The 4,345-nt window shown below is 51.7% G+C and carries 1 tRNA gene and 3 rRNA genes; all 4 read left to right on the top strand.

Annotated elements, in window-relative coordinates:
• Positions 1 to 318 (top strand): 16S ribosomal RNA (locus ACFV9W_RS39020); the annotation flags it as partial.
• A gap of 206 nt (positions 319 to 524) precedes the next feature.
• Positions 525 to 600: transfer RNA gene (locus ACFV9W_RS39015), tRNA-Glu, on the top strand.
• Positions 601 to 834: 234 nt separating this feature from the next.
• Positions 835 to 3,741, top strand: a 23S ribosomal RNA gene (locus ACFV9W_RS39010).
• A 99-nt stretch (positions 3,742 to 3,840) separates the two neighbouring features.
• Positions 3,841 to 3,956 (top strand): 5S ribosomal RNA (gene rrf, locus ACFV9W_RS39005).
• The last annotated feature ends 389 nt before the right edge of the window (positions 3,957 to 4,345 follow it).

Raw genomic sequence — 4,345 nt, 5'->3', positions numbered from 1 at the left:
ACACACGTACTACAATGGTAGGGACAGAGGGCTGCAAGCCGGCGACGGTAAGCCAATCCCAGAAACCCTATCTCAGTCCGGATTGGAGTCTGCAACTCGACTCCATGAAGTCGGAATCGCTAGTAATCGTAGATCAGAATGCTACGGTGAATACGTTCCCGGGCCTTGTACACACCGCCCGTCACACCATGGGAGTGGGTTGCAAAAGAAGTAGGTAGCTTAACCTTCGGGAGGGCGCTTACCACTTTGTGATTCATGACTGGGGTGAAGTCGTAACAAGGTAACCGTAGGGGAACCTGCGGTTGGATCACCTCCTTACCTAAAGATATTAGTTCGAGTGGCGTGCTCACACAGATTGTCTGATGAAAAAGTAATGAGCAAACAAAACCTTGTGGTATAGGTAAGTGCCGGGAGATTTGTGACTGTCCAGTGCAGTGACAAACGACAATGGCGCTCGATTTTTCACGAAAAATCTCACCTTTACCCGAAATTATCGAATCGGTGATTCGATAAGCCAATTTCGGGTCCCCATCGTCTAGAGGCCTAGGACACTGCCCTTTCACGGCTGTAACAGGGGTTCGAATCCCCTTGGGGACGCCATTCCGATAATGAGTGAAAGACATTATCACCGGTTAGCGATAACCGAAAAAATCTTAAAGATGACTTGCGAGTCATGTTTAAGATATTGCTCTTTAACAATCTGGAACAAGCTGAAAATTGAAACATGACGGCTGAAATTTATCCCTCCGTAGATGTACTGGGATGAAGAGTAACCTGTCATAGAGTCTCTCAAATGTTTGCAGCACGAACGATGGAAACATCTTCGGGTTGTGAGGTTAAGTGACTAAGCGTATACGGTGGATGCCTAGGCAGTCAGAGGCGATGAAGGGCGTGCTAATCTGCGAAAAGCGTCGGTAAGGTGATATGAACCGTTATAACCGGCGATACCCGAATGGGGAAACCCAGTGTGTTTCGACACACTATCATGTCATGAATACATAGTGGCATGAGGCGAACCGGGGGAACTGAAACATCTAAGTACCCCGAGGAAAAGAAATCAACCGAGATTCCCCCAGTAGCGGCGAGCGAACGGGGAGGAGCCCAGAACCTGAATCGGCTTGTGTGTTAGTGGAAGCGTCTGGAAAGTCGCGCAGTAAAGGGTGATAGCCCCGTACACTAAAATGCACAGGTCGTGAGTTCGATGAGTAGGGCGGGACACGTGACATCCTGTCTGAATATGGGGGGACCATCCTCCAAGGCTAAATACTCCTGACTGACCGATAGTGAACCAGTACCGTGAGGGAAAGGCGAAAAGAACCCCGGCGAGGGGAGTGAAATAGAACCTGAAACCGTGTACGTACAAGCAGTGGGAGCACCTTCGTGGTGTGACTGCGTACCTTTTGTATAATGGGTCAGCGACTTATATTTTGTAGCAAGGTTAACCGTATAGGGGAGCCGTAGGGAAAAGTCTGAATAGGGCGAATTATAGTATGTAGACGTAGACCCGAAACCGTGTGATCTACCCCTGTCCAGGGTGAAGGTGCGGTAACACGCACTGGAGGCCCGAACCCACTCCCGTTGCAAAGGTAGGGGATGAGGTGTGATTAGGAGTGAAAAGCTAATCGAACCCGGAGATAGCTGGTTCTCCCCGAAAGCTATTTAGGTAGCGCCTCATATGTATCCTCTCGGGGGTAGAGCACTGTTATGGCTAGGGGGCCATCCCGGCTTACCAAACCATTGCAAACTCCGAATACCGAGACGGACTGTATGGGAGACACACGGCGGGTGCTAACGTCCGTCGTGAAGAGGGAAACAACCCAGACCGCCAGCTAAGGTCCCAAAGTCATGGTTAAGTGGGAAACGATGTGGGAAGGCATAGACAGCCAGGATGTTGGCTTAGAAGCAGCCATCATTTAAAGAAAGCGTAATAGCTCACTGGTCGAGTCGGCCTGCGCGGAAGATGTAACGGGGCTAAACCATGCACCGAAGCTGCGGCAGCGACGCTTAGGCGTTGTTGGGTAGGGGAGCGTTCTGTAAGCCGTTGAAGGTGGCCTGTGAGGGTTGCTGGAGGTATCAGAAGTGCGAATGCTGACATAAGTAACGATAAAGCGGGTGAAAAGCCCGCTCGCCGGAAGACCAAGGGTTCCTGTCCAACGTTAATCGGGGCAGGGTGAGTCGACCCCTAAGGCGAGGCTGAAAAGCGTAGTCGATGGGAAACAGGTTAATATTCCTGTACTTGGTGTTACTGCGAAGGGGGGACGGAGAAGGCTAGGCTAGCCGGGCGACGGTTGTCCCGGTTTAAGCGTGTAGGGGGTGTGACCTGGTAAATCCGGTTGCATACTAACCCTGAGGCGTGATGACGATGCACTACGGTGCAGAAGTAGTTGATGCCCTGCTTCCAGGAAAATCCTCTAAGCATCAGGTAACATTAAATCGTACCCCAAACCGACACAGGTGGTCAGGTAGAGAATACCAAGGCGCTTGAGAGAACTCGGGTGAAGGAACTAGGCAAAATGGTGCCGTAACTTCGGGAGAAGGCACGCTGGCATGTAGGTGAAGTCCCTCGCGGATGGAGCTGAAGCCAGTCGAAGATACCAGCTGGCTGCAACTGTTTAATAAAAACACAGCACTGTGCAAACACGAAAGTGGACGTATACGGTGTGACGCCTGCCCGGTGCTGGAAGGTTAATTGATGGGGTCAGCCGCAAGGCGAAGCTCTTGATCGAAGCCCCAGTAAACGGCGGCCGTAACTATAACGGTCCTAAGGTAGCGAAATTCCTTGTCGGGTAAGTTCCGACCTGCACGAATGGCGTAATGATGGCCAGGCTGTCTCCACCCGAGACTCAGTGAAATTGAACTCGCTGTGAAGATGCAGTGTACCCGCGGCAAGACGGAAAGACCCCGTGAACCTTTACTATAGCTTGACACTGAACATTGAGCCTTGATGTGTAGGATAGGTGGGAGGCTTTGAAGCGTGGACGCCAGTCTGCGTGGAGCCATCCTTGAAATACCACCCTTTAATGTTTGATGTTCTAACTCGGCCCCATAATCTGGGGTGAGGACAGTGTCTGGTGGGTAGTTTGACTGGGGCGGTCTCCTCCCAAAGAGTAACGGAGGAGCACGAAGGTTAGCTAATCACGGTCGGACATCGTGAGGTTAGTGCAAAGGCATAAGCTAGCTTGACTGCGAGAGTGACGGCTCGAGCAGGTACGAAAGTAGGTCTTAGTGATCCGGTGGTTCTGAATGGAAGGGCCATCGCTCAACGGATAAAAGGTACTCCGGGGATAACAGGCTGATACCGCCCAAGAGTTCATATCGACGGCGGTGTTTGGCACCTCGATGTCGGCTCATCACATCCTGGGGCTGAAGTAGGTCCCAAGGGTATGGCTGTTCGCCATTTAAAGTGGTACGCGAGCTGGGTTTAGAACGTCGTGAGACAGTTCGGTCCCTATCTGCCGTGGGCGTTGGAAGATTGAGAGGGGTTGCTCCTAGTACGAGAGGACCGGAGTGAACGCACCACTGGTGTTCGGGTTGTCATGCCAATGGCATTGCCCGGTAGCTAAGTGCGGAAAAGATAAGCGCTGAAAGCATCTAAGCGCGAAACTTGCCTCAAGATGAGTCTTCCCTGGGCCTTTAAGGTCCCTGAAGGAACGTTTAAGACTAAGACGTTGATAGGCTGGGTGTGTAAGTGCAGCGATGCATTGAGCTAACCAGTACTAATGATCCGTGAGGCTTAACCTTACAACACCGAAGGTGTTTTTAGAGAGATTTTCAGCGACGTTCCGAGATTGGTTCTGATGGCTTCATGGAAGTGAGGCGGTTGGAATGAAACAGAATTTGCCTGGCGGCAATAGCGCGGTGGTCCCACCTGACCCCATGCCGAACTCAGAAGTGAAACGCCGTAGCGCCGATGGTAGTGTGGGGTCTCCCCATGCGAGAGTAGGACACTGCCAGGCATCAAATAAAACAACAAGCCTCATGCGAAAGCATGGGGCTGTTTGTTTTGTCTGTTATCTGGCGTTCTGCACGAGCATGGGCATCCTGAGACGAATTGTGTAGGACAAATCCGCCGGGAGCGGATTTGAACGTTGCGAAGCAACGGCCCGAAGGGGGGCGGGCAGGATGCCCGCCATAAACTGCCAGGCATCAAATAAAGCCGAAAGCCCTGAACTGACGTTCAGGGCTTTTTGCTATGCGTAAAACGTAAAAAAGCGCAGCTACGCTGCGCTGCTCTCCCCAGTTTATCTCCGACAGACAGCCAGAGAAAAGGCCCCGAAGGGCCTTTGATTAGGGTGTGTTTGCTCTTTTTCACTTATTATTCGATTAATGCGAGCTGCCCTGAGAG

Source organism: Streptomyces sp. NPDC059897 (genome assembly GCF_042730865.1).
Taxonomy (GTDB): Bacteria; Actinomycetota; Actinomycetes; order Streptomycetales; family Streptomycetaceae; genus Streptomyces.
This window is presented reverse-complemented; position numbering and strand designations above follow the sequence as displayed.